Source organism: Saccharopolyspora dendranthemae (assembly GCF_007829955.1).
Taxonomy (GTDB): domain Bacteria; phylum Actinomycetota; class Actinomycetes; order Mycobacteriales; family Pseudonocardiaceae; genus Saccharopolyspora; species Saccharopolyspora dendranthemae.
The window spans coordinates 635,326-657,299 of the sequence record NZ_VIWX01000003.1 but is presented as its reverse complement, the minus strand read 5'-3'; the positions used below and the strand labels follow the sequence as shown (position 1 = coordinate 657,299).

At 69.4% G+C, this 21,974-nt stretch carries 25 protein-coding genes; 5 read left to right on the top strand and 20 right to left on the bottom strand.

The features are described from left to right. The first annotated feature begins 89 nt into the window (after positions 1–89). Complete coding sequence (locus FHU35_RS18370; RefSeq protein ID WP_145741243.1) at positions 90–275, top strand: hypothetical protein; 186 nt, start codon at positions 90–92, stop codon at positions 273–275. Positions 276–636: 361 nt separating this feature from the next. Here FHU35_RS18370 and FHU35_RS18365 read toward each other — a convergent pair whose 3' ends face one another. The 12 genes from FHU35_RS18365 to FHU35_RS18310 all read right to left on the bottom strand — a co-directional run bounded on the left by FHU35_RS18365 (position 637) and on the right by FHU35_RS18310 (position 11,697). Continuing rightward, on the bottom strand, positions 637–2,166 hold the full coding sequence (locus FHU35_RS18365) for a MinD/ParA family ATP-binding protein (protein ID WP_246110395.1): 1,530 nt from the start codon (positions 2,164–2,166) through the stop codon (positions 637–639). 195 nt (positions 2,167–2,361) lie between these two features. Continuing rightward, positions 2,362–3,375: a c-type cytochrome biogenesis protein CcsB gene (gene ccsB / locus FHU35_RS18360; protein ID WP_145741240.1), complete on the bottom strand. Its 1,014-nt coding sequence runs from the start codon at positions 3,373–3,375 to the stop codon at positions 2,362–2,364. Next, positions 3,375–5,000 (bottom strand): cytochrome c biogenesis protein ResB, encoded by a 1,626-nt coding sequence (gene resB / locus FHU35_RS18355; RefSeq protein WP_145741237.1) that lies wholly within the window; start codon positions 4,998–5,000, stop codon positions 3,375–3,377. Before resB ends, ccsB begins: the two co-directional genes overlap by 1 nt. Then, positions 5,000–5,782 (bottom strand): cytochrome c biogenesis CcdA family protein, encoded by a 783-nt coding sequence (locus FHU35_RS18350; protein WP_145741234.1) that lies wholly within the window; start codon positions 5,780–5,782, stop codon positions 5,000–5,002. Before FHU35_RS18350 ends, resB begins: the two co-directional genes overlap by 1 nt. A gap of 517 nt (positions 5,783–6,299) precedes the next feature. After that, on the bottom strand, positions 6,300–6,887 hold the full coding sequence (locus FHU35_RS18345) for a TlpA family protein disulfide reductase (protein ID WP_186459488.1): 588 nt from the start codon (positions 6,885–6,887) through the stop codon (positions 6,300–6,302). Beyond that, positions 6,884–7,528 carry a histidine phosphatase family protein gene (locus tag FHU35_RS18340; RefSeq protein WP_145741231.1) on the bottom strand — a complete coding sequence of 215 codons (645 nt, stop codon included), beginning with the start codon at positions 7,526–7,528 and terminating at the stop codon, positions 6,884–6,886. The genes FHU35_RS18345 and FHU35_RS18340 overlap by 4 nt, the downstream gene beginning before the upstream one ends. After that, positions 7,525–8,874 (bottom strand): glutamate-1-semialdehyde 2,1-aminomutase, encoded by a 1,350-nt coding sequence (gene hemL / locus FHU35_RS18335; protein ID WP_145741229.1) that lies wholly within the window; start codon positions 8,872–8,874, stop codon positions 7,525–7,527. The genes FHU35_RS18340 and hemL overlap by 4 nt, the downstream gene beginning before the upstream one ends. A gap of 213 nt (positions 8,875–9,087) precedes the next feature. Further along, a complete protein-coding gene (locus FHU35_RS18330; RefSeq protein ID WP_145741226.1) occupies positions 9,088–9,429 on the bottom strand; it encodes a hypothetical protein in 342 nt (113 codons plus the stop codon). Between the two features lie 13 nt (positions 9,430–9,442). Continuing rightward, positions 9,443–10,078: a hypothetical protein gene (locus FHU35_RS29355; protein ID WP_186459487.1), complete on the bottom strand. Its 636-nt coding sequence runs from the start codon at positions 10,076–10,078 to the stop codon at positions 9,443–9,445. Positions 10,079–10,229: 151 nt separating this feature from the next. Then, the gene (locus FHU35_RS18320; RefSeq protein WP_145741224.1) at positions 10,230–10,679 is read right to left on the bottom strand and encodes a DUF3093 family protein; all 450 of its coding nucleotides are present in this window, start codon (positions 10,677–10,679) and stop codon (positions 10,230–10,232) included. Beyond that, positions 10,676–11,035 carry a hypothetical protein gene (locus FHU35_RS18315; RefSeq protein ID WP_145741222.1) on the bottom strand — a complete coding sequence of 120 codons (360 nt, stop codon included), beginning with the start codon at positions 11,033–11,035 and terminating at the stop codon, positions 10,676–10,678. Before FHU35_RS18315 ends, FHU35_RS18320 begins: the two co-directional genes overlap by 4 nt. Beyond that, the gene (locus tag FHU35_RS18310) at positions 11,035–11,697 is read right to left on the bottom strand and encodes a hypothetical protein (protein ID WP_246110394.1); all 663 of its coding nucleotides are present in this window, start codon (positions 11,695–11,697) and stop codon (positions 11,035–11,037) included. The genes FHU35_RS18315 and FHU35_RS18310 overlap by 1 nt, the downstream gene beginning before the upstream one ends. Positions 11,698–11,830: 133 nt before the next feature. Here FHU35_RS18310 and FHU35_RS18305 point away from each other — a divergent pair, with 133 nt between their 5' ends. After that, positions 11,831–12,277: an excisionase family DNA-binding protein gene (locus FHU35_RS18305; RefSeq protein ID WP_145741220.1), complete on the top strand. Its 447-nt coding sequence runs from the start codon at positions 11,831–11,833 to the stop codon at positions 12,275–12,277. Beyond that, positions 12,278–12,829, top strand: coding sequence for a PIN domain-containing protein (locus tag FHU35_RS18300; RefSeq protein ID WP_145741217.1), 552 nt, complete (start codon positions 12,278–12,280; stop codon positions 12,827–12,829). 15 nt (positions 12,830–12,844) lie between these two features. On the opposite strand, the gene FHU35_RS18295 is transcribed toward FHU35_RS18300, so the two are convergent. Genes FHU35_RS18295 through hemB form a run of 3 tightly spaced genes read right to left on the bottom strand, consistent with a single transcriptional unit; the run spans position 12,845 to position 14,968 of the window. Continuing rightward, complete coding sequence (locus FHU35_RS18295; RefSeq protein ID WP_246110393.1) at positions 12,845–13,369, bottom strand: hypothetical protein; 525 nt, start codon at positions 13,367–13,369, stop codon at positions 12,845–12,847. 43 nt (positions 13,370–13,412) lie between these two features. Then, on the bottom strand, positions 13,413–13,988 hold the full coding sequence (locus FHU35_RS18290) for a hypothetical protein (protein WP_145741211.1): 576 nt from the start codon (positions 13,986–13,988) through the stop codon (positions 13,413–13,415). Continuing rightward, the gene (gene hemB, locus FHU35_RS18285; RefSeq protein ID WP_145741209.1) at positions 13,985–14,968 is read right to left on the bottom strand and encodes a porphobilinogen synthase; all 984 of its coding nucleotides are present in this window, start codon (positions 14,966–14,968) and stop codon (positions 13,985–13,987) included. The genes FHU35_RS18290 and hemB overlap by 4 nt, the downstream gene beginning before the upstream one ends. 203 nt (positions 14,969–15,171) lie before the next feature. Between hemB and FHU35_RS18280 the strand changes: the two genes are divergently transcribed. After that, the gene (locus tag FHU35_RS18280; protein WP_145741207.1) at positions 15,172–15,468 is read left to right on the top strand and encodes a hypothetical protein; all 297 of its coding nucleotides are present in this window, start codon (positions 15,172–15,174) and stop codon (positions 15,466–15,468) included. Positions 15,469–15,523: 55 nt separating this feature from the next. Here FHU35_RS18280 and FHU35_RS18275 read toward each other — a convergent pair whose 3' ends face one another. The 5 genes from FHU35_RS18275 to FHU35_RS18255 all read right to left on the bottom strand — a co-directional run bounded on the left by FHU35_RS18275 (position 15,524) and on the right by FHU35_RS18255 (position 20,833). Next, positions 15,524–17,056 carry a bifunctional uroporphyrinogen-III C-methyltransferase/uroporphyrinogen-III synthase gene (locus tag FHU35_RS18275; protein ID WP_145741205.1) on the bottom strand — a complete coding sequence of 511 codons (1,533 nt, stop codon included), beginning with the start codon at positions 17,054–17,056 and terminating at the stop codon, positions 15,524–15,526. 14 nt (positions 17,057–17,070) lie between these two features. Then, positions 17,071–18,009 (bottom strand): hydroxymethylbilane synthase, encoded by a 939-nt coding sequence (gene hemC, locus FHU35_RS18270; RefSeq protein ID WP_145741203.1) that lies wholly within the window; start codon positions 18,007–18,009, stop codon positions 17,071–17,073. Beyond that, on the bottom strand, positions 18,006–19,406 hold the full coding sequence (locus tag FHU35_RS18265; protein WP_145741201.1) for a glutamyl-tRNA reductase: 1,401 nt from the start codon (positions 19,404–19,406) through the stop codon (positions 18,006–18,008). The genes hemC and FHU35_RS18265 overlap by 4 nt, the downstream gene beginning before the upstream one ends. Beyond that, positions 19,403–20,278, bottom strand: a complete 876-nt coding sequence (locus FHU35_RS18260; protein WP_425474154.1) for a redox-sensing transcriptional repressor Rex — start codon at positions 20,276–20,278, stop codon at positions 19,403–19,405. Before FHU35_RS18260 ends, FHU35_RS18265 begins: the two co-directional genes overlap by 4 nt. Before the next feature lie 318 nt (positions 20,279–20,596). After that, positions 20,597–20,833: a glutaredoxin family protein gene (locus FHU35_RS18255; protein ID WP_246110392.1), complete on the bottom strand. Its 237-nt coding sequence runs from the start codon at positions 20,831–20,833 to the stop codon at positions 20,597–20,599. Between the two features lie 408 nt (positions 20,834–21,241). On the opposite strand from FHU35_RS18255, the gene FHU35_RS18250 reads away from it, so the two are divergent. Further along, positions 21,242–21,952, top strand: coding sequence for a sigma-70 family RNA polymerase sigma factor (locus tag FHU35_RS18250; RefSeq protein ID WP_145741196.1), 711 nt, complete (start codon positions 21,242–21,244; stop codon positions 21,950–21,952). Positions 21,953–21,974 lie beyond the last annotated feature (22 nt).

Genomic DNA, 21,974 nt, shown 5'->3' with positions numbered 1-21,974 from the left:
CCGCTCGTAAATCGGACACCTCCGGACAAAGACACCAGCCGCTCTGATTGGCTACTGTCGTAAGCGGAACGGTTTGGAGGTGGCCCACGATGATCTACGCCCTCGCCGCCATCGGCGCGCTCACCATCGCTGTGCTGATGTGGAAGGCGTTCGGCCCGCAGCAGGCCACGACGCGCCCGCGCCAAGCCCCGGTCGCCCCGGACGACGACCCGGAATTCCTCCGCAAGATCGCGGAACAGCAGCGCAAGAACCACAACCCCGCAGAAGAAGACTGAGAAAACCAAGAGGGCCCGAGAAACCAAGAGCGCGCACCCAAGCCCGTCAGGCAACCGGCGAAGCCGGTTTCTCAGTGCCCACGCAAGCAACCGGCACCGCCGCGGGTTCTCAGACGCCTTCTGGCGAGGACAGCCGCGCCGTGGTCGCGGCCCCTTCTCACGCCCATGCCGTCACGCGCGCGATGATCAGCGAAAACCCAGCAACGCCCACGAGCTCGGGTTCAGCTCAGCGAGAACGGTTCCCAGTTTTAGTCCAAACCGAGGAGCCTCCGCGCCCGGAATGTCCGCTCAGTTTGGACTAAAACTGGGAATTGCCGCGCTCTGCCCACCTGGAGCGCCGCGGTGGGCGGGGTGGACTTGATCAGCCCTGCTGCTGGCGGCCTGGGGCGTGGGGGAAGTCGTCGGCGACCATCGCCGCCAGCTCCAGCAACGCCATCCGCGTGGGCGCGGCCAGCTGGTCGAGTTCGACTTCGGCTCCCTCTTCGAGGTGCGGGTCGAAGGGAATCCGCGACACCGCGCGGCAGCGGGACGCGAAGTGGGCTCCGAGCTTGTCGACGTCGACCTTGCCGGAGGCGGGCCGGACGGAGTTGATCACCGCTACGGAGCGGGAGACGAGGCCGCCGTAGCCGTGGGCGTCCAGCCAGTCCAGGGTGGCCGAGGCGCTCCGGGCGCCGTCGATGGAGCTGGAGGAGACGATCACGAGCGAGTCCGCGACGTCGAGCACGCCCTTCATCGCGGAGTGCATGAGTCCGGTGCCGCAGTCGGTGAGCACCACGTTGTAGAAGTGCTCGAGCAGGGTCACGGTGCGCCGGTAGTCGTCTTCGCTGAACGCTTCGGACACGGCGGGGTCCTGCTCGCTGGCGAGGATCTCCAGCCGGCTGGGGCCTTGCGAGGTGTAGGAGCGCACGTCGCTGTAGCGGCGGATGCGGTGGGCGTCGCGCAGCAGGTGCCGGACGGTGGCGGTGGTCTCCAGCGGGATCTTCTGGCTGAGCGTGCCGCGGTCCGGGTTGGCGTCGACGGCGATGACGCGGTCGCCGCGCAGCGAGGCGAAGGTGGCGCCGAGCGTGGCGGTCGCGGTGGTCTTGCCGACGCCGCCCTTGAGGCTGAGCATCGCGATCTTGTAGCAGCCCTGCAACGGCTGGTTGATGCGGGTGATCAGCTCGCGACGTCGCTGGTCGGTGGGACCTTCACCGAAGTTGACCTTCTTGCCGCTGGCCATGTAGACGGCCTTGCGCCAGCCGGACTGCGGCGGCCGCTTGGTCTGCCGCAGCAGCTGCGCGGACGACAGGTCGGTGTTCGGCGGCTGGCCCTGCTGCTGGAAACCGGGCTGCTGCTGACCCGGTTGCTGGGGTCCTTGCTGCTGCGGTCCGGGCTGCTGGTTCGGCGGCTGCTGCGGGTACTGCTGACCGGTCGGGTACTGCTGACCGGTCGGGTACGGCCCGGAGGGCCCGCCGGCGACCGGCGCGTACGGGCTGACCGGTGCCGGACCGGAACCGCCGTCGGCCACCTGGTGCGGTCCGGAAACCTGGTGCGGTCCCGAGACCTGGTGAGGCCCGGACGGGTTCCCGGGGTGCCCGGGCCACTGCTGCTGCGGGTGCGGTCCGGACTGGGACGGGTCGGGGTACACCGGCGCTCCGCTCGGGTTCGGGTAGTACGGCTGCGGGTTGTCCGCGACCGGGAAGGGGCCGGACGCGTCGGGCTGCGACGGGTCCACGTACGACGGTTCCGGGTGCTCCGGAACCGGTTTGGGCTGCTGAGGCCGCGTCTCCGGTTCGGTGTAGGAGCTGTTCCCGCCCTTGTTCCCGGTCTCGGTGCCGGTTGGGCCGTCGGCCTGCGGCGACACGGCACCGACATCCCGCCGCGTCTCGGGCTCCTCGTACTGTCCCGTCACCGTTGCCGTCCCTCCACGTTCGAGTCGAGCTGTGCCGCGCTTCCCGCGAAGCAACCTAAACCCACCAATACCCCCTAGTCACCATAGGTGGCTGGTAGGCGCCGCGGGTTTCTCACCGACACCAAACGCGATGCACGCCACGGCTGCGAGCCGAACGCGCCGCGGCGCTCCTGCGAACGCCGGATCGAGTGCCGCTCACAGCCCGGCGTAGGAGTGCAGACCCGAGACGACGAGGTTGACGAAGAACAGGTTGAAGATCATCACTGCCAGGCCGAGGACGTTGATCCAGGCCGAGCGCACCCCGCGCCAGCCCGCGGTCGCCCGGGCGTGCAGGTAGGCGGCGTAGACGATCCAGGCGATGAAAGCGCAGGTCTCCTTGGGGTCCCAGCCCCAGAAGCGACCCCACGCGGCCTCCGCCCAGATGGCACCGGCGACGATCGCGAACGTCCACACCGGGAAGATGATCACGGTGGCGCGGTAGGCCATCCGGTCCAGCGCCTGGCTGGTGGGCAGCCGCGAACCGAACTTGGACATCTTCAGCGGGTTGTTCTCGTACCGGCTGCGCAGCAGGTAGAGGACGCTGGCGGTACCGGCGAACAGCAGCGCGCCGCTGGAGACGATCGCGGCGGCGACGTGGATGACGATCCAGTACGACTGCAGCGCGGGCTGCAGCGGCGCGGCCTGCGCGTAGAGCACGGTTCCGGACAGGAACAGCAGCACCACGACCGGCAGCATCAGGAAGCCGCCGAGGCCGCGCAGCTGGGCCGGGGTCGCCTCGCGCCGGGAATTGCGCAGCTGCCGGAACAGCACGATCAACCAGGCCACCACCGCGGCGAGGCAGATCGCCGAGCCGAACTCGTACATGTTGCCCCACGGCACGCGGTCGGTGGCCAGTCCGCGGGTGAGCAGGGATCCGAAGTGCACGAGCGCGCCGAGCACGGTCATCGACACGGCCATGCCGCCGAGCTTCTCGGCGAGCGGCCGCTTGGGCTTGGCCGGGACGTGGCCGACGACGTCCCGGGAATCCGCCGTCGTCACCGTCGAGGAGTTGGAGGACCCCACCAGGGCGGCTTCGCGAGCGGCGGTGCCGGTGGCGACCCGGCCGAGGGCGAACTCGCCGAAGTACAGCAGCATCGCGGCGATGTAGATCACCACGGAGGTGGCGTAGGCCATGTCGCTGTAGTTCGACAGCGTCTCGTTGACCGGCATCAGCTCTTCCTTTCGCGCGCGGTCCCTGCGTCCGCGCGGGGCTGGGGCGAGTGGTCGACATCCGCGCCGAGCAGGTCGTCGGCGATCCGGGCGAACTCCTCGCCGTATCCCGCCTGGTCGGTGCGGGCGAGCCCGCCGACCTCGACAACGGTACGCGCGGCGGGGGTTTCACCAGGTTCCGGGTGCGGGGCGGCCCGCACCCAGATGCGTCGGCGCTTGACGATGAGCGAGGTGCCGAGTCCGAAGATGATGAGCACCGCGAAGACCAGCACGGAGGTCTGGAACGGGTCGTGCGAGACCTGCAGGTTCGCCCAGCGCTCCACGCCGTCGAAGCGGACGGTGGTGCCGTCGTCGAGGCGGATCTCCTCGCCGATGCGGACGTTCTCGCGCGCGACCCGCTTGAGCCTGCCCTGCTCGACCATCGACTGGTCCACGCCGAAGATCGACTGCCCGCGTCCGGAGTCCAGGCCCAGGTCGCCGCGCATCACGTCGATGGCCGCGGTCGGGTCCAGCAGGTCGGGATACCCGGAGCTGAGGATCTTGCCGTCGTAGGAGGCGGTCGGCGCGAACAGGCCGGTGATGGCCATCTGGCTCTGCCTGCGCTGCACCTCGTCGGTGACTCCGGGCTGGTCGAACTTGGTGGCGCCCTGCGAGAGCATCGTCTGCGGCGACATCGGCTGCCACTGCACGAGACTGGTGCGCTTCTGGCCGTCCGGCCAGGTGACGGTGAACTGGGGCGCGTAGCCGTTGCCGGTCAGGTACACCCGGTCGCCTGCGGTGCGCAGCGGGTGGTTGACCTGGAGCACGTACGGCTTCCAGGCGTTGTTCTCCAGGTCTTCCTCGGACTGGTACTGCATGCCCACGTGGTAGCTGGCGACCTGGCCGCTGGGCTGGTACTTGATGTCGAAGTCGTCGACCTTGACGCAGAACGGGGACAGCTGGGTGCCGTCGACCGACAGTCCCGCGCGGAACGAGTCGTAGTTGTAGGTGCCGGAGTTGCAGAACTCCGAGCCGTCGGCGACCACGATGACCTGGCCCTCGTAGCCGTAGAGCTTGCCTCCGGCGAGACCGATCAGCAGGCCGACGAGCGCGAAGTGGAACACGAGGTTGCCTGCCTCGCGGAGGTATCCGCGCTCGGCGCTGATGGATCGGGCGCCGTCGGCTTCCTCGTGCTCGACCATCCGCCAGCCGCGCAGCCGCTTCTTGGCCGCGGAGATCGCCTCGTCGACGGAGGAGTCCTGGAACGTCTTCTCGGCGTGGTGCGGCAACCGGCCGAGGTTGCGCGGGGTGCGGACCGGCTTGCTGCGCCACTGCTTGTAGTGGTCCCAGCAGCGCGGCAGCAGGCAGCCGATCAGCGAGATGAACAGCAGCACGTAGATGGAGGCGAACCAGACGGAGCTGAACACCTCGAACATGCCGATCTTGTCCAGGAACGGCGCGAGGTCCGGGTACTCCTGGAAGTACTTGTCCACTTCGGTCTGGTTCAGCGAGCGCTGCGGGATCAGGGCGCCCGGCAGCGCGGCCATGGCGAGCAGGAACAGCAGCACCAGGGCGGTGCGCATGGACGTCAGCCCGCGCCAGGTGTTGCGCAGGAAGGCGAATGCGGTCTTGAGGTGCTCGCGCATCAGATCGGCGTCTCGAAACCGTTGATCGGGCCACGAAGCATCGAGATCAATTCTCCCCACAGACCGGTGACGAGCAGCAGGCCCACCACCACGAGCAGCACTCCTCCCGCGATCTGGATCGCGCGTCCGCGTCGTCGCAGCCAGCCGGCGCTGCGCACGGCCCAGCGAGCGCCGAGCGCCAGCACCACGAACGGAACGCCGAGGCCCACGCAGTAGGCGAGCACCAGCAGGATTCCGCGCAGCGCGGTCCCGGTGTCGACATCGGTGCCCGCGGCGACCGAGATGACGCCGACCAGGGTCGGCCCCAGGCACGGGGTCCAGCCGAGGCCGAACACCGCGCCGAGCAGCGGCGCGCCCCACATCCCGGCCCGGGGCACGCGGTGCACCCGGACGTCGCGCTGCAGGGCGGGGATCAGGCCCAGGAACACCAGGCCCATGGCGACCGTGACGACGCCACCGATGCGCTGCAGGAGCGGTTCGTTGGCGATCAGGGCGTCGGAGACCCCGAGCAGCAGCAGCGCTCCGGCCGCGAACACGACGCTGAAACCGGCCACGAACAGCAGCGCAGCACCGGCGACCCGCCAGCGACCGCGCCGGTTCTCCCGGGATTCAGCCTCGTCGACGGGCGGCGCATCGGCTCCCACGACTCCGGCGAGGTACGCCAGGTAGCCGGGCACCAGCGGCACCACGCAGGGGGAGGCGAAGCTGATCGCCCCCGCGAGAGCCGCGATGACCGCCGCGAACAGCAGCGGTCCGGACGCGGCGAGCTCGGTGGGGTTCACGCTTCGAGGGTAGGAAAGCCGACGTCGCCCTCACGCACCGGGCTAGGTGAACGACCCCACAAACGCCCAGGTGAAAGCGATGCCCAGGCACGAACCACACCCCCGGAGGACCAAGGTCCCCACAACAACAGGACCAAAGCCCAAGAACAAGAGGCACAAGTCACAGGGAAAAGAGAGGAAGGAGAAGAAGCCCAACCCACGTCAGAAGCGCCGAAGGTGCTTTCGCCCTACCCCAGCAAGCAACCCACGTCAGGCAAGCACCGAAGGTGCTTTCTCAATACCCCCCAGCAAGCAACCGGCACCGCCGCGGGTTCTGAGCGGCTCTCTGGTGAGGACAGCCGTAGCGCCGCGTATCCGTTCATACTCAAGTCTCGGATCCCGGAGCCAGAGAGCCGCTCAGGTTCCGCTTCCGGCACCGCGAAGCAACAAGACCACAGAGCAGTGTCAGTAGAACCGACCCGAACCAGAACCCGGCGCAGTCACTCCACACGACACCACCGCTAGACCCGAACACGGATCAAGCCGGCTCAGAAGCGATCTTCTGCACCTCTGGAAGCAGCTCACTCTCGAGCATCTCGGTCAAAAACACGGCCGCCACCCGGTGCTGCCGGTCGAGCACGATGGTGGCCGGCACTGTGCTGCGCGGGAACTGCCGGAGCGACAGCAGTGTCCGCCCGGCCGGGTCGAAGATCGACGGGTAGGTGAGTCCGCGATCGCGGTGGAAGTCGGCTGCCGCGCTCTGGGTGTCGCGCACGTCGATGCCGAGCACCTGCACGCCTTGCGGGCCGAGCTTGTCCTGCACGGCTTGCAGGTCGTCGGCTTCGGAGCGGCAGGGTCCGCACCAGGAGCCCCAGATGTTGAGCACCACGACCTGGCCGGGGAAGTCCTGGATTCCCAGCTGCTTGCCGGGGGTGAGCAGGTCGTCCCCGGAGAGCTTGCTGATCCGGCCGCGCTCGGCGGCCGGGTAGAAGATGCGGGTTTGGCCGCCGGGCGAGACGAAGGTGAACTCGCCGCCGGCCTGGGGGTCGTCGCCTTGGGTGGCGCAGCCACCGACCATCGCCAGCACGGCCGTGATCAGGCCGAGCCGTACCAGAAGCTTCCTCATGCGCCCGTCACTCTCGGATCGGTGCCACCTGCGGGTTCGACGTAGGCCACCCGCACCAGTTGTTCGCCGCGGAACACCAGCGTCGTCAGGGACGCCAGCGAGCACTGCCTGCGCCTGGGGTCGTGCCACATGGGTTTGCCTTCGACGTAGCGCCGAAGCGTCCAGATCGGCAGCTGGTGCGAGACGCACACCGCTTCTCGTCCGGCGACGGCGGCACGCGCGCGGTGCGCGGCGCCGAGCATCCGGTGCGCGATCTCCAGGTAGGGCTCGCCCCAGGAGGGTTCGAACGGGTTCCACAGCTTCGGCCAGTGCCGGGGGGAGCGCAGCGCGCCGTCACCGACGGAGACCTTCAGCCCTTCGAAGCGGTTGTCGGCTTCGATGAGGCGCTCGTCGGTGGCCACGTCGGCTTGGAACATCGCGCCCAGCGGGCGGGCGGTCTCCTGCGCGCGTTGCAGGGGCGAGGCGATCACGCGGGCGATGTCGTGCCCGGAGAGGAATTCGGCGACGAGCTTGGCCTGCCGCTCGCCGTTGTCGGACAGCCGGTAGCCGGGGAGACGTCCGTAGAGGACGCCTTCCGGGTTGTGCACCTCGCCGTGGCGGAGGAAGTGCACGAGGGTCTTCTCTCCTTGCGGTTCGCTCATTTCGCCGCCTCCGGAGCGGTCGCCGCAGCGGCGGCGCGCGCGGCGTGCGGCAGGGCGTCGGCGATCTGCTCGAACGCCGCGTCGTCCATGGCGGCGTTGACGAACCAGCTCTCGAAGGCGCTGGGCGGCGGGTAGATGCCGCGGGCGAGCAGTTCGTGGAAGAACGCCGGGAAGCGCCAGGTCTGCTGGGCGCGGGCCTGCTCGTAGTCGTGCACCGGCGTCTCGCTGAAGAAGATGCTGAGCATGTTGCCCGCGGATGCGATCTGGTGGACGACGCCTTCGGCGTTGAGCGCGGAGCCGATGAGCTCGCGCAGCCGGTCGGCGTTGCGGTCGAGCGTCGCGTAGATGGAGGCGTCGGCGGCGCGGAGGTTGGCGAGGCCGGCGGCGACGGCGATCGGGTTCCCGGCCAGGGTGCCCGCCTGGTAGACGGGTCCGGTCGGTGCGAGGCGGGACATCACGTCGGCGCGTCCGCCGAAGGCGGCGGCGGGAAGCCCGCCGGACATGACCTTGCCGAAGGTGTAGAGGTCGCCGGCGACGCCGTCGATGCCGAACCAGCCCGCTGCGGAGACGCGGAAGCCGGTCATGACCTCGTCCATGATCAGCAGCGCGCCGTGGGCGGCGGTGAGCTCCTTGAGCCCGGCGTTGAAGCCGGGGACGGGGGCGACGGTGCCCATGTTGCCCGCGGCGGCCTCGGTGATGACGCAGGCGATCTCGTCGCCGAGTTCGGCGAAGACCTGCCGCACGGCGTCGAGGTCGTTGTAGGGCAGCACGATGGTGTCGGCGGCCTGGGCGCCGGTGACGCCCGGCGAGGTCGGCAGACCGAGGGTCGCGACGCCCGATCCGGCGCCGGCCAGCAGCGCGTCGACGTGACCGTGGTAGCAGCCCTCGAACTTGACGATCTTCTGCTTGCCGGTGAAGGCGCGGGCGAGCCGCACGGCGGTCATGGTCGCTTCGGTGCCGGAGTTGACGAGGCGAACCTGCTCGACGGGTTCGACGCGGTCGATGATCTCCTGCGCCAGGTCGATCTCACCGACGCCGGGCGTGCCGAAGGACGTGCCGTGCACGGCGGTGTCCCGCACCGCGGCGACGACGTCGGGGTGCGCGTGCCCGTTGATCATCGGGCCCCACGACGACACCAGGTCCACGTACCGGTTGTCGTCGGCGTCCCAAATGTGGGGTCCTTCGCCGCGCACCATGAACCGCGGCGTGCCGCCGACGGACTGGAAGGCGCGGACCGGGGAGTTGACGCCGCCGGGCGTCACCGCCTGCGCGCGATCGAACAGCTGCCGCGACTGCGGAGCCGGATCGTCGTGCCGGGTCGAAGCGGAGTTCGCAGAAGCTGTCACGTCACCAGTTTGACACTCCTGGCGGTGTGGCCGGGCGCACCCCGACCCGGGGTCGCCCTCGACGCGGGTGCCGCCGCTTCATCCGTTCGGCGAATCCTTCGCCCGCGGGAGCGCTGCACGGGTTCGCAGCGCGCACGCGGTGGCGCCGGTCGTCCGCGGCGGGTCAGGTCCTGCCCGCGCCCTGCCGTTCGGGGAAGTGGTCCCGGCCCGGCTTCACGCTCGGTCACCACCCGCTCGGATGGCGAGGGCGGCCTGGCGGAGGACGTCGATGAGCAGCAGTCCGGCGAACGTGGCGGCGACGACGGCACCGGACAGCCAGTTGCCGAGGGTGCGGGTGACCACGTCCGCGGCGCCGCCCGGTCCGGGCAGGTAGATGGTCACCGTGCCCTGGTCCCAGGCCCACCACGCGAGCAGGGCCAGCGCGACGGCGGCGACCAGTTCGAGTCCGGCCACGGCCGCGCGCCACGGCTGGTTCAGCCGGCCGCCGGAGCGCTCCGGTTCCGCGTCGCCGTCGAGCTTCGGGCCGCTGGCGGGCCACGGTTCGGCAGTTGTCACGGCGGAAAGCGTCTCACACGTCGCGGGCGTCGAGGGCCGCGCTGATCTCGTCGGTCCGCTCGGCGTGCCGGGCCGCGTCCTGCGAGAGGTAGCCGAGCAGGCGGTAGATGCGCTCGTGGTACTCGGGCAGGTCGAGGTAGAAGATCGGCTCGTGGTGCATGACCCGGTTGCGGAAGTCGAGGATGCCCATGAAGTCCTCGTGCAGCGCGCTGCGCGGTCCGCTGTAGTGGGGGAAGGCGCGATGCGCTGCGGGCACCCAGATCTGCCGGTCGTGGGTGCGGCTGAGCAGCGAGACCCAGAACCCGAAGGTCAGCTCGGCCACCACGTCGTCGGGGGTGTGGTCCTGGCGGCGTTCGATCTTGCGGCGAGCGCGGCCGATCTTGAACTTGGCGTTGTCGGCCAGCTGCGCGGCCTTCCACCAGTCCTCCCTGCCGAAGCGCTCCCGCAGCCGGTGGTGCAGGGCGTTGCGCAGCGCGACCTCGAGCCAGTGCAGCGGGCCGTAGAAGGCCGCCGAAGCCTGCAGGTTCCAGTCGTAGAGCCGGACCGCGACGTCGACCTCACCACCGGCCTTCTTGAGGTACCGGTCGAAGCGGGATTCCGACAGCAGTTCCCGAACCCACGCGGGGAGTTCGGCGTTGTCCCTGGTCAAGGGGATTTCCTTTCGACCGCTGTGGATCTCCTGCTAGAGTGGACGGCGTAGGCCCCGGGTCCGCCTCTGCTCAGGCATGCCACCCGGGGCACTTTGCTGTTCAGACTTCGGAGCTGTTCAGAGCTCGGAGCTGTTCAGAGCTCGGAGCTGTTCAGAGCTCGGAAGCCCGCTTGTCGACGAGCTTCACCAGTTCCGCGGACAGCGTCTCGGAGTCCTTGGCCCAGGCCAGCACGACGGTGTCGTCGTCCAGCCGCAGCGGGATCTCGCCTGCGCCCTTCGGCACGGTCCAGCTGCCGCCCAGCACCCTGGCGCCGACGGGCGCGCCCACGTCGCTGACCTGCGCGATGCGCTTGACCTCGATCGTCTCCCTGCCGAGCACCAGTTCGGACGGGGTGAGGCTGACCGCGAGCAGCCGCCGCCTGCCGTAGGCCCAGACGGCGGCGGCGATGGCGAGCCCGAGGCCGACCAGGATCCACATCGCGACGTGCTCCGGGCCGAGCGTCACCTGCTCGGCCAGGATCCCCAGGACCGCGAACGCCGGGCCCCACAGCACGGGCCACCAGCTGCTGCCGCGTTCGGAGTACAACACCGGATCGCTCATCGCTCACCTGTCAGGAAGTCGGAGCTCTGCTGCGCCCACATCAATACGGTTCCAGCCGCGCCCAGCACAAGCAGCAGGACCGGAATCCCGAAGCCCGCACCCGAAACGATCATCAGCACCAGGTGCACGGCGGCGAACACCGTGAGCACGAGCCGGGCCCACGCCACGCGGCGGAAGACCAGCGCGCCCAAGGCGAGGTAGATGGCGGCCATGACGGTCCCGACAACGGTGTTGACCAGCATCAACCGTCCGTCGACGGTGGGATCGAACCAGGTCAGTGCGGTCTCCAGCAGGAGCAGCAGGGCGACGGTCCACCACAGGACGACCGCGATGCGCAGCGGTTTCGGCGGCGGCATCAGTACCGACGACTCGCCGCGTCGAAGAAGGCGTTGGACTTGGGCAGGAAGACCAGCGCGACGAACGCGACCGTGCCGATGATCCCGAGCCCGCCCTGCGCGTAGCTCAGCGCGTAGTAGGAACCGGGAAGCGCCTCGGTGTCGCTGAGACCCGCCATGCCGCCCGATCCGATGGTGCCGAGGCTCGACATCGCCCAGAACCCGGCGAGGATCGTCAGGGTGATCCGCGCCCAGTTGCGCCCTGCCCGCAGCTTGAAGCCGAAGGTGATCCACAGGCCGGTCAGGATCAGGTAGAAGATCGTCAGGATGATGAAGAAGACCAGCATCACGCCGTTGACCGCGGAGGCGACTTCCCGCTCGACGTCGTCCGTGCCTCCGCCGATCGACTCGCGCACGTGGCCCTGCAGCACGAGGTAGCTGACCACGTTGAGCACCGTCACCAGGAGCGGGAGCACCACGGCGATCCAGAACGCGGTCTCCACCTGCGCGGGCCGCTGCGGCACCGCCATCTCGTGCATCGGCACCGGCGGCGCGCTGAACGGGTTCTGCGAGTAGGGCTGGTATCCGCCGGGCTGCTGCTGCGGCTGCTGCGGAAAACCGCCGGAGGGAGTCCCCGACTGCGGGTATCCACCCTGCTGCCAAGGATTCTGCGGGAAGTTCACGCACGAACCCTAGAAACCACCCGATACCCCTGTCCACCGGTTCGGGTCAAGTCCCCCGCAGACGACGCGCGCGCGTTGCGAATATTTCGTTTGTTTCGGATACTGCGAATAGCAGCCCGAACGGGAGGTCGTCATGGCTCACCTCGCCCTCGACTCGATCCAACCGAGCAAGACCGACTCGGCCACCGCGGTCAAAGCACTTCCGCACATCCGGGACTACCTCGACAGGCACCACGAGAGCGGCGTGCGTCTGGCGGACGAGGATGGTGATCAACTCGTCGTACCGCGGGGCGCGGTCGAACTCTTCGCTCGCATCTTGGCGCACATGGCAGCCGGCAAGGGAGTATCGGTCGTCCCAGCAGGTGCGGACCTGACGACGCAACAGGCCGCCAACTTGCTCAACGTCTCGCGGCCGTACCTGATCGGCCTGCTCGAAGCGGGCGAGATCGAATACCGCATGGTCGGCACGCACCGCAGGGTCAAGATCGAATCCGTGCTGGAGTACCTGCGCAACGACGACCACCGCCGTCGCGAAGCCGCCGAAGAACTCACCCGGCTCACCCAAGACATGGACCTCTAGATGGCCTTCACCGTCATCTACGACGCCAACGTCCTCTACCCGAGCGTCCTGCGCGACCTGCTCATCAGGGTCGCGCAGGCCGGGCTCGTGCAGGCCAAATGGACGAATCAGATCCTCGACGAGACTTTCCGGAATCTCAAAGAGAACCGGCCCGATCTCGACCCTGCGAAGCTCGACCGCACTCGCGAGCTGATGATTCGAGCGATTCGCGACTGCCTGGTCCAAGGGCACGAACCGCTGATCGAATCCATCACACTTCCCGACCCTGGGGACCGGCACGTGTTGGCTGCTGCGATCAAAGCCCGCGCCCAAGTCATCGTGACCACGAACCTCCGCGACTTTCCCCGCGAGTCACTTGCCGTGTGGGATGTCGAGGCCAAGCACCCAGATGCATTCATCCTCGATCAGATTCACCTCGACCGGGCGGCAGTTTACGCGGGTGTCCAACGCATCGCGGATTCCTGCACCAAGCCGCCACGCACGATCCAAGACGTGCTCGGGCGCCTCGAAGACCTCGGCTTGGTCGAATCAGCGGCGGCTCTGCACGCCTGACCGAGGAGCCTGACCTCAGCGGGGTTGGAGGTAGTGGTTGGAGGGGGCGAGGTAGGCGTAGACGATCGTGGCGCCGACGGCGACCATCTGGAGGACGGCGACCAGGGCCGTGCCGATCCCGCCTGCCGCGCCTCCGAGGACGGTGGGGATCGACAGCAGGAACCACAGCGCGCCGATCACCGTGATCACGACGCGGGCCCAGTTGCGGCCGTTGCGCATGAAGATCAGGAACATGATCCACAACCCCGCCAGCACCAGGCAGAAGACGACCACGATCGCGATGGTGACGCGGAACAGCGCACGCACCTGGTCGATGTCGAGCGCCGGCTGACCGGCCGCGCCTGCCTGGCTGAGCACCATCTGCAGCTCGGCGTCGTTGATCGTCGCGAACGACAGCGCGATCAACACGAATCCGATCACGGGACTGGCGATCCCGGCCCAGAACGCGAAGTCGATCGTGCGCGGACGCTGCGGCCCGGACGATCGTTCCGGCGGAGGCGGGGCGGAACCGTACGGGTTGGCTGCGTCTGGCGGCGTCACCAGGTCAGGCTATGAACGAAACCGGGACGTGTCCACCGAAACGTCACCACACGGTGCGAGGACGTCGCGGAGCGGCACCGCGCATCTCGCGGAGGAAGCGGTTGGCCTCCGGGCGGTACAGGAACACGATCGCCACGATCTCGACCGCTGCCACCAGCACGGCGAACACCACGTCCAGCGCGCTCACGGTCGTCCCGGTCAGCCGCTTGATCAGCTCCTGGCCGACCAGCGACACCGTGAGCACCGTGATCACCGCGTTGAACACGCCGAATCCGCCGAACACCGTCAGCGTCACCCGGGCCCAGTTGCGCCCCTCCAGCATCCGCCTGCTCAGCAGCACGTACACCATCAGCGTGAGCGCCTTGAACATGAAGGTGAACAGGATGCCGCTGTTGGCCGCCGCGTCGAGGTCGGTCTGGGTCATCTCCGGTTGCAGCTGTCGCAGCTCGCGGATCAACCGCTCGCGGTCGAGCAGCTCGATGAACGCCTGCACCACTCCGACGAGCACCGCTCCGACCCACAGCCACCGCGCGATCTGCAGCGCCTTCGGCGGCTGCGGAGGTTCCGGCGGCTGAACCGGTCGGCCGAACGCGTCCACCCGCTGCTCCAAGTCGGTCATGCGCGCGCGTCCTGCAGCCACTGCGCGGCTTCGGTGGCCCAGTAGGTGAGCACGACGTCCGCGCCCGCGCGGCGGATCGAGGTCAGCGTCTCCAGGACGGTGCGACGGCGCTCCAGCCAGCCGTTGGCCACCGCGGCCTCGACCATCGCGTACTCGCCCGACACCTGGTAGGCGGCGACGGGGACGTCGGCCACACCGGCGATGTCCCGCAGGACGTCCAGGTAGGACATGGCGGGCTTGACCATCACCATGTCCGCACCCTCGGCCAGGTCGAGGTCGGCTTCGCGCAACGCCTCGCGGCCGTTGGCCGGATCCTGCTGGTAGGTCTTGCGGTCGCCCTTGAGCTGCGAGTCCACCGCCTCGCGGAACGGGCCGAAGAACGCGGAGGCGTACTTCGCCGAGTAGGCCATGATCGACACGTCGTCGTAGCCGGTGGCGTCCAGCGAATCGCGGATCACGCCGACCTGGCCGTCCATCATGCCGCTCGGGCCGACCATGTGAGCCCCGGACTGCGCCTGCACCACGGCCATCTCGCCGTAGATCTGCAGCGTGCGGTCGTTGTCGACGTTGCCGTCCTCGTCCAGGACGCCGCAGTGGCCGTGATCGGTGAACTCGTCGAGGCACAGGTCGGCCATCAGCACCGTGCTGTCGCCGACCTCGGAGCGCAGGTCGCGCAGGGCGACGTTGAGGATGCCGTAGGGATCGACCGCGCCCGAGCCGGACGCGTCGTGCTCCTGCGGCACGCCGAAGAGCATCAACCCGCCGACACCCGCGCTGACCGCCTCCGCCGCCGCCTTCTTCAGCGAGTCGCGGGTGTGCTGCACGACCCCGGGCATCGACGTGATCGGCACCGGTTCGGAGGCACCCTCGCGGACGAACATCGGCAGCACGAGGTGCCGCGGTTCTACGGAGGTCTCGGAAACCAGCCGACGCACCGCCGGGTTGCGGCGGAGTCGACGGGGACGGCTCGTCGGATACATAACTGCGGCTCCCCAAGCTGACTAGGCGGGGTGACCCCCCGAGCGTAACGACACCGGAAAATCGGACTCCGCTGACCTCTACCGGGCGTGAGCGAATCCTCAGCGCCCGAATGCCGAACCCGGTCGGCTCGCCGACATCGCCGCGCGAGGCCGCACGCCCTGACAAGCTGGAACGCCGGAAACAAGGCGAAGGGACACCGCACGTGAGAATCAGGCCCGTCGACGAGCGGGATGTGAGCGTCGAGGACGATCACCCCGTCTTCCGGGTGCACCTGTGGTCCCCGACCGCTCCCGCCGCGCAGGTCCCTCCCGAACGGATCGGCTGGTGGAACGACTCCTACGAGCTCCGCGAGTGCGACGTGCACGACGCGATCGCGTGGGCGCAGGACAACTCGCCCGAGGACGGTCGCTACGTGCTGCAGGCGTGCCACCGTCGCGAGGACGGTCACCTGGCCGCGATCGTGCTGGCCGGGCGGGAACCCGCGGGTCCTGCCGCGTGACGCCGAAGGGCGCCTTCCGTCCTGGGGACGGGAGGCGCCCTTCTTCGCTCAACGATCAGCTGCGGCGAGCTCGCTTGGCCTTGCGCGGGGGCGGCAGAGCGCCTTCCGCGCGGAGGCGTGCGGCGTGGTCCGCGAGGGCGTCGACCAGCTCCTCGACCCGGGGGGCCTCCGGCTGGACGTCGACCCGCAGGCCGAACTCCTTCGCCGTCTCGGCCGTGTTCGGGCCGATGCAGGCGACCAGCGTGCGGGCGTGCGGCTTGCCCGCGATGCCGACGAGGTTGCGGACCGTGGAGGACGAGGTGAAGCAGACGGCGTCGAAACCACCGGTCTTGATCATCTCGCGGGTGTCGGCCGGCGGCGGCGCGGCGCGCACGGTCCGGTAGGCCGTGACGTCGTCGACCTCCCAGCCGCGCTCCTGCAGACCCGCCGACAGCGTCTCCGTGGCGATGTCGGCGCGCGGCAGCAGCACCCGGTCAACCGGATCCAGTATGTCGTCGTGCGGCGGGAACTCCTGCAGCAAGCCCTCGCTCGACTGGTCACCCGAGGGCAGCAGCTCCGGGATGATGCCGAACTCGCGCACCTTCTCCGCGGTGGCCTCACCGACGCAGGCGATCTTCACGCCGGAGAACGCGCGGGCGTCCAGACCGAACTCCGCGAACTTCTCCCACACCGCGCGGACCGCGTTCGCCGAGGTGAACACGACCCACTGGTAGCGGCCGTCGACCAGGCCCTTGACCGCGCGCTCCATCTGCGCGGGGCTGCGCGGCGGCTCCACGGAGATGGTCGGCACCTCGTGCGAGACCGCACCGTGCGACCACAGGCGCTCGCTCATCACTCCGGCCTGCTCCTTGGTGCGCGGCACCAGGATCTTCCAGCCGTACAGGGCTCGGGACTCCCACCAGGACAGCTTGTTCCGCTCGGAGACGACGTCGCCGATCGTCACCACCAGGTGTCCCTGGAGCTCGCCGGCATCGGCGGCCAGGGAAGCCAGCGTGGTGTCGATCGTGCGCTGCTGCACCGTGGTGCCGGACGCGGTCACCGCGACCGGGGCGGTCGCCGGACGGCCGTGCTCGACCAGCCGCGAGGCGGCTTCGGCGAGGTGGCTTCCGGTGGTGTGCAGCACCAGCGCGCCGGGCACACCGGCCAGCGCCGGCCAGTCGGCGTCACCGCGGACGTCGACCTCGGTGTGCACCGCGCCCAGCGCGATGCCGGCGTAGGCCGGAACCGCGCTGCCGCCGGCAACACCGGGGATCACGTCGAACGGCGCCTCGGTCTTGGCGACCTCCTGCGCCTCGCGGACCACCGCGTCGGCGGTCAGCGGGTCACCGGCGACCAGACGCACCACGTTGCGGCCGGTGTCGGCCTCGTTCGCCAGGTCCTTGGCCACGTCGGCCGGGTCGCCGACGGCGGGGCGGACCTCCGCCCCCTCGGCTGCCAGCGCGACGATGTCGGCGGGTACGTCCGGGTCGGTCACCAGCAGCGAAGCGCGGGCGATCACATCCCGGCCCCGAACGGTGAGCAGTCCCGCATCACCAGGACCGGAACCCACGAAAGCAATCCGTCCGGGGGTCTTACGTGCTCGGGTCATCAGGGCACTCCCCATCAACTACTGCCGGGACCGCTGAGCAAAGCGGCCCTGGCTTCGAGCAGCTCATCGGCCAGTTCCAGGCCGAGCTGCTCTGCGGCGGTCGTCTCACCAGTGGCGGAAGCGCGGACCAGGACATCGTCGTCGGTCGCTACCACTCCACGCAGGGACAGGCGCAGCGCCACGCGCCCGTCATCGTCGAGGTCCTCCACCACTTCGGCCAGCGCGCCGACCGGCGCGTGGCAGCCGGCTTCAAGCCGGGCCAGCACAGCGCGTTCGGCGGCAACCGCGGCGCGGCTGGCCTGATCGTCCAAAACGGACTGCAGCAAGTGCTCGGTGTCGACGTCATCGACGCGACATTCCACTGCGAGCGCGCCCTGAGCGGGCGCGGGCAGCATCTGCAGCGGATCGAGCGTTTCCGTGATCACCGAAAGCCGGCCCACCCGGGCCAGCCCGGCGCGGGCGAGGACGACGGCGTCCAGCTCACCGTCGGTCACCTTGCGCATTCGAGTGTCCACGTTGCCGCGGATGCCGCGCACCTCCAGTCCCAGGCCGGAGGCCCGGAGCTGGCTGGCGCGGCGCGGCGAACCGGTGCCCACAACGGACCCCGGGGGCAGTTCGCCGAGCGTCAGACCGTCCCGTGCCACCAGCGCGTCCCTCGGGTCCTCCCGGACCGGGACTGCGGCCAGCGACAACCGGGGGTCCGGTTCGGTCGGCAGATCTTTGCAGGAGTGGATGGCGACGTCGACCTCGTCGGCCACCAGCGCCTCGCGCACGGCGGAGGTGAACACGCCGACGCCGATCTCGGCGATCGGGGCCGACGACCGGTCACCAGGGGTCTCGACCGCCACCAGCTGAGTCGGGTACCCGGCGGCCTCCAGCTGCTCGGCGACCCACGTGCTCTGCGCCATCGCCAGCGCGCTGCCGCGGGTACCGATCCGGAGAGTCTTGTTCAACGGTCCTCACCGTCCTGTTCCGCCCGGCCGCGCAGCAGCGCCTGGGCGACCGTGACCCCGCCGGGGAGGTTCTCCTCGGCCTGCGGGGTGCCGATCACCGCAGCGGTCTGCGGGTCGAGCTCGAAAAGCTCACGTAGTGCGTCGGCGTAACCGGAGCCACCCGGCTGCGACGCCAGTTGTTTGACGCGGACGGTCGGCGCGTGCAGCAGCTTGTCCACCACGCGGCGCACCGTGCGGCTCAGCTCCTCGCGCGTCGGCTCGTCGATGTCGGGCAACCGCGAGTCCAGCCGCAGCAGTTCGCTGTCGACGACCTCGGCGGCCCGCTTGCGCAGCGCGGTCACCGTGGGGGTGACCTCCGCGGAGCGCTGCGCGGCGAGGTAGCCGCGCACCTCCTCGGCGACGATCCCGGCTGCGCGCTCGGACTCGTTGCCGCCCTGCTTGGCCGAGAGCCGCTGCTGCAGGCTCGCCAGGTCCACGACGGTGACACCGGGCAGGTCGCCGACCTCGGCGGCGATGTCGCGCGGCAGACCGAGGTCGCAGCACAGCAGGGGCTTGTCGTCGCGGGCCATCTCCCGGCGCATCGACGCGGCGGCGGACACCACTTCTTCGGTCACCACGGCACCGATCGCGCCGGTGCAGGCGACGACCAGGTCGGCCTCGGCGATCGCCTCGGCCAGGCCGGAGAGGTCCGCGGTGCCCGCATCGACGTCGTCGGCGCGCAGCGACTCCGCGAGCCGCTCGCCGTTCGCGGCGGTGCGGTTGGCGATCACGATGCGACCGATGCCGGCGCGCTTGAGCTGCGCGGCCGTCAGCCCGCCCATCGAGCCGGCACCCACCAGCAGCGCGTTCTTGCCCTCGAGGCCACCGAGCGCCGCTTCGGCGTCGGCCAGGGCCTCGGAGACCACCGAGGCGCCCTCGTTGTCGATGCCCGTCTCGCTGTGCACGCGCTTGCCGACGCGGAGCGCCTGCTGGGCCAGCTCGTGCAGCGTCTTGCCGACCGTGCCGCGCTCGTCGGCGGTGCCGTAGGCCTGGCGCAGCTGCCCGAGGATCTGGGCCTCGCCCACGACCATCGAGTCCAGCCCGGCCGAGACCGAGAACAGGTGCTCGACGGCGGCGCCCGCGTAGTAGACGTAGAGGTGGTCGGCGAGCTCGCCGACCTCGGTGCCCGAGTGGCGGGACAGCACGGCCGTCACGTCGTCGAGGCCGCCGTGGAAGGTCTCCGCCAGCGCGTAGATCTCGACCCTGTTGCAGGTGGAGATCACGAACGCCTCGGCGATGTGCTCGCGCAGGACGAGCTCGTCGAGGATCTTGTTGATGTCACCGCCACTGATGGCGACCCGCTCCAGGACGCGGACCGGGGCGCTGTGGTGGGAAATCCCGACGGTGAGCAGGTTCACAGCCGTTCCACCATCCTGTTCGCCGAATCGATCTCTCCCGGGAGGCCCGCGCCGCCGCCCGGCGGTCCAGCGCCGTCGGCTTCGCCTGCGGCAGCGGCTTCCTGCTGCCGTCGGGCCACGTGGAAGGACAGGATCTGCATCTCCACCGCCAGGTCGACCTTGCGCACCTCGACGTGCTCGGGGACCTGCAGCACGACAGGTGCGAAGTTCAGGATGCACGTGACGCCGCCGGCGACCAAGCGGTCGCAGACCTCCTGAGCGCCCTTGGTCGGGGTGGCGATGACGCCGATGGTGACCTCGCGCGTGGAGCACACCTCGACGATGTCGTCGACGTGGCTGACCGGGATGCCGCCGACCGGCACGCCGACCAGGTCGTCGTCGAGGTCGAACAGCGCCGAGACCGGGAAGCCGCGGCTCGGGAAACCGCCGTAGTTGGCCAGCGCGTGACCGAGGTTGCCGATCCCGGCCACGGCGACGCTGTGCTTGCGGGTCAGGCCGAGCGTCCGCTCGATCTGACCGACCAGCACCTCGACCTCGTAGCCGACGCCGCGGGTGCCGTAGGAACCGATGTAGGAGAGGTCCTTGCGCAGCTTGGCGGAGTTGACGCCCGCCGCGGTGGCGAGCTCCTCGCTGGAGACCGTGGTGGTGCCCTGCTCGGCGAGCGCGGACAGGGTCCGCAGGTAGACCGCGAGCCGGGCGACGGCGGCTTCCGGGATGGCTCGGGCGCGCTCGCGGGCGGCGGGCACCGCGATGGCGGCCCCGTTGGCGTCGGTCCCGTTCGCCCCGGTTCCGCTGGCGTCGGTCGTGTTGGCGTCCGGGGTGCGCGGAGACGCAGCGGTCCGGGCAGTGGTTCGCCCGTCTCCTTCTGGCACGTCCGCTCCTTGGGCCGTCACGCTGGATCTCCCTCGCCTGCTGGTGGTCTGCCCCTCGGGCGGCATCGGAGTGGCGCGAACACCGGGGAAACGGTGAGTCGGGGCCACCCGATCCGCTGATCCGCGCCGGAAAATCCGGCGGGGAGTTCCGGCGGCACGACCCTTACACCGTAGCCATTTGTGAATGCATGCACAAAGTCGGCGGGGCGAGCGCACCGGAGGCGCAAACCTTCTCCGCCATCATTCCGGATACCCCCCTGAAGTGCCAAAACGGGTGGTACAGGGCACGTTGGCCGCTCAGCCCGGCCGACAACGAGGTCAGTTCCGGAGCGCTCGGCGGAGGCGTTCTTCCTCGACCTTCCAGAAGCCGTGCTCGACTCCATCGATCAAGATCACCGGAACCTGGTCTCCGTACTCGGCGCGCAGCTCCGCGTCGGCGTCGACATCGCTCACCGACCAGGGCACGCCCAGCTCATCGCAGATCCGGCGCACCTCGACGATCGCGTCATCGCAGGCGTGGCAGCCCTCGCGGGACATCACGGTCACCTCGTGCACGGCGGCTCCTCGGCGCGTCGGTTCGAAAAAATTTCGACGGCTCCAACGTACTCAGCCCGCGACCGCGCGGAGAGCTGGCTCACCAGCCCGATCGTCCTGCTCACGTGTGCAAAATCACGCGGAGTGATCAGGCTCATTCCGCCCGAACGACACGGAAAGCGACCGGACCGTCACCGCATTGCCCTACCTACTTCTGAGTAACAACACGTATGCTGCTGCTCCAACGCCCACGCGAGTGGGAAACGGCCAGTCGAGTGAAGGCCCGATCGAGCGGTACCGGCGCGACCCGTCGGCCTGATCGGTCCCCGGATCAGGTGTCCGCCACGGGCACGACGACATGGTTGCCGACCCGGTGAGTCCCAACACCACCGAGCCGGTGAAGCCAACGAAGGCAGGAGGTCGCCGGAGATGAGCAGTTCCAAGACGCTCACACCCCCCGCCCCCGACACCGCAGGCCGCATTCATCACGTCTCGCCCCGGCCGGTGAGTTCAACGACGACGACGACGAACGTGTCCCTCCCGGACAGCTGGACCTGCGAGACGATCACCCCGGAACCCTGGGCCGCCCCCGACAACTGGGCCTACGTCAGCGCTGCGCAGCAGGGCGACAACGACGCCTTCGGCAGGCTCTACGACGAGTACTCCCAGACCGTCTACCGCTACGTGCTGTTCCGGGTCAGCGATCACTGCCTGGCCGAGGACATCACCAGCGAGACGTTCCTGCGGGCGCTCCGGCGCATCGCCTCCATCAGCTACCAGGGCCGCGACGTGGCCGCCTGGTTCATCACGATCGCCAAGAACCTCATACTCGACCACATCAAGTCGAGCAGGAACCGGCTGGAGGTCCCGACCTCCGAGGTCACCGACCACCTGCCCGCCAAGGGCTCGCACGCCGGGCCCGAGCACCAGGTGCTGCTCGACGCCACCAACGACGAACTCCTGCAGTGCATCCGCCAGCTCAACCCCGACCAGCGGGAATGCATCCGGCTGCGGTTCCTGAAGGACATGTCGGTCACCGAGACCGCCATCGCCATGCAGCGCAACGAAGGCGCGGTGAAGGCGCTCCAGCACCGCGCCGTCCGCCGGCTGGCACAACTGCTTCCCGACGATCTCCGGTAGTCGGTTGCCGATCCCGGCGGAG

Coding starts and splice junctions, on each gene's coding strand:
- FHU35_RS18275 (WP_145741205.1), bottom strand. CDS start 17,056: ATGACCCGAGCACGTAAGACCCCCGGACGGATTGCTTTCGTGGGTTCC.
- resB (WP_145741237.1), bottom strand. CDS start 5,000: ATGCGCGAGCACCTCAAGACCGCATTCGCCTTCCTGCGCAACACCTGG.
- FHU35_RS18290 (WP_145741211.1), bottom strand. CDS start 13,988: ATGACCGACTTGGAGCAGCGGGTGGACGCGTTCGGCCGACCGGTTCAG.
- FHU35_RS18340 (WP_145741231.1), bottom strand. CDS start 7,528: ATGAGCGAACCGCAAGGAGAGAAGACCCTCGTGCACTTCCTCCGCCAC.
- FHU35_RS18370 (WP_145741243.1), top strand. CDS start 90: ATGATCTACGCCCTCGCCGCCATCGGCGCGCTCACCATCGCTGTGCTG.
- hemB (WP_145741209.1), bottom strand. CDS start 14,968: ATGTATCCGACGAGCCGTCCCCGTCGACTCCGCCGCAACCCGGCGGTG.
- FHU35_RS18320 (WP_145741224.1), bottom strand. CDS start 10,679: ATGAGCGATCCGGTGTTGTACTCCGAACGCGGCAGCAGCTGGTGGCCC.
- FHU35_RS18250 (WP_145741196.1), top strand. CDS start 21,242: ATGAGCAGTTCCAAGACGCTCACACCCCCCGCCCCCGACACCGCAGGC.
- FHU35_RS18315 (WP_145741222.1), bottom strand. CDS start 11,035: ATGCCGCCGCCGAAACCGCTGCGCATCGCGGTCGTCCTGTGGTGGACC.
- FHU35_RS18345 (WP_186459488.1), bottom strand. CDS start 6,887: ATGAGGAAGCTTCTGGTACGGCTCGGCCTGATCACGGCCGTGCTGGCG.
- ccsB (WP_145741240.1), bottom strand. CDS start 3,375: ATGCCGGTCAACGAGACGCTGTCGAACTACAGCGACATGGCCTACGCC.
- FHU35_RS18305 (WP_145741220.1), top strand. CDS start 11,831: ATGGCTCACCTCGCCCTCGACTCGATCCAACCGAGCAAGACCGACTCG.
- FHU35_RS18300 (WP_145741217.1), top strand. CDS start 12,278: ATGGCCTTCACCGTCATCTACGACGCCAACGTCCTCTACCCGAGCGTC.